The sequence below is a fragment of the Leptolyngbya sp. BC1307 genome (assembly GCF_002286735.1).
In the GTDB taxonomy this organism is placed as follows: Bacteria; Cyanobacteriota; Cyanobacteriia; order Phormidesmidales; family Phormidesmidaceae; genus Phormidesmis.
Genome location: NZ_NRTA01000164.1, coordinates 1 through 982 on the forward strand (window position 1 = coordinate 1; position 982 = coordinate 982).

Annotated in this window: 1 protein-coding gene and 1 pseudogene; both read left to right on the top strand. The window is 56.4% G+C overall.

The window, feature by feature from the left end:
- Positions 1-70 precede the first annotated feature (70 nt).
- Entirely contained in the window at positions 71-532 is a 462-nt protein-coding gene (locus CKL79_RS22560; RefSeq protein WP_121971720.1) for a hypothetical protein, read from the top strand.
- 14 nt (positions 533-546) lie between these two features.
- A pseudogene (locus CKL79_RS22565) lies at positions 547-982 on the top strand (ISAzo13 family transposase); the annotation flags it as partial.

The following is a 982-nucleotide window of genomic DNA, read 5'->3' on the forward strand; positions in this document are numbered from 1 at the left end:
AGGGGCTGGCAATAAAATACATTACCGGTCATTATAAGGCGGAGTTAAGTCAGTTGAGAGAGGCTAGGGGATGCTAGATGAGCAGATGAAGGAAACCTTGAAAGACGCTGCCTGCAAGCTGACAGGTTCGAAGAAACGCGCCTTCATGGCGAAGGTCGCCGAGGACTACTTCGACGCTTCAGCGCGGAAAGCAGAAACGCATCTCGGCTGGGGACGGCAAACGGTTCAGCTAGGGCTACACGAGCGGGCGAGCGGGGTGGTCTGCCTAGATTACTATCAAGGCCGAGGGAATCGGCGGAGCGAAGCCAAGCAGCCTGAATTAGAGCAAGCGATGCGAGCACTGGTAGATGGCCAATCACAAGCCGACCCGACGTTTCGGACAACCTTCTACTACGCCAGAGTCAGCGCCCAGTCGGTGCGCGACGCGCTGATAGCGGAGAAAGGCTACCGGGATGAGGACTTACCCACCCGCCAGACCATCGGTGCGATGCTGAACCGGATGGGCTATCGGTTAAAAAAACACAAAAAGTGAAGCCGCACAAGAAGGTGCCCGAAACAGACGCCATCTTTGAGAATGTAGCGGCAGCGAATGCTGCAGCAGATGCTGACCCCAAAGTTTTAAGACTCTCCATCGACAGCAAAGCTAAAGTCGCCATCGGGAATCTATCGAGGGGCGGCGGTGCGCGAACCCTCGAACCGCGACAGGCCGATGACCATGACCACTACCGCGACGCCACGCTGGTGCCCTTTGGCATCCTCGACGTGCAGGGCGAACAGCTTTCGATTTACTTTGGCCAGTCAGCAGAGACCAGCGACTTTATTGTCGATTGTCTCGAAGCTTGGTGGCAGACCCATCGCTCAGCCTATGCAGAGACGGAAGAATGGGTCATTGACCTAGACAATGGGCCTGCCGTCAAAAGCCAGCGCACCCAGTTCATCAAGCGCATGGCGCAGTTTGCGCAGCGCGAGCAGATGAAGATCC

Coding starts and splice junctions, on each gene's coding strand:
- CKL79_RS22560 (WP_121971720.1), top strand. CDS start 71: ATGCTAGATGAGCAGATGAAGGAAACCTTGAAAGACGCTGCCTGCAAG.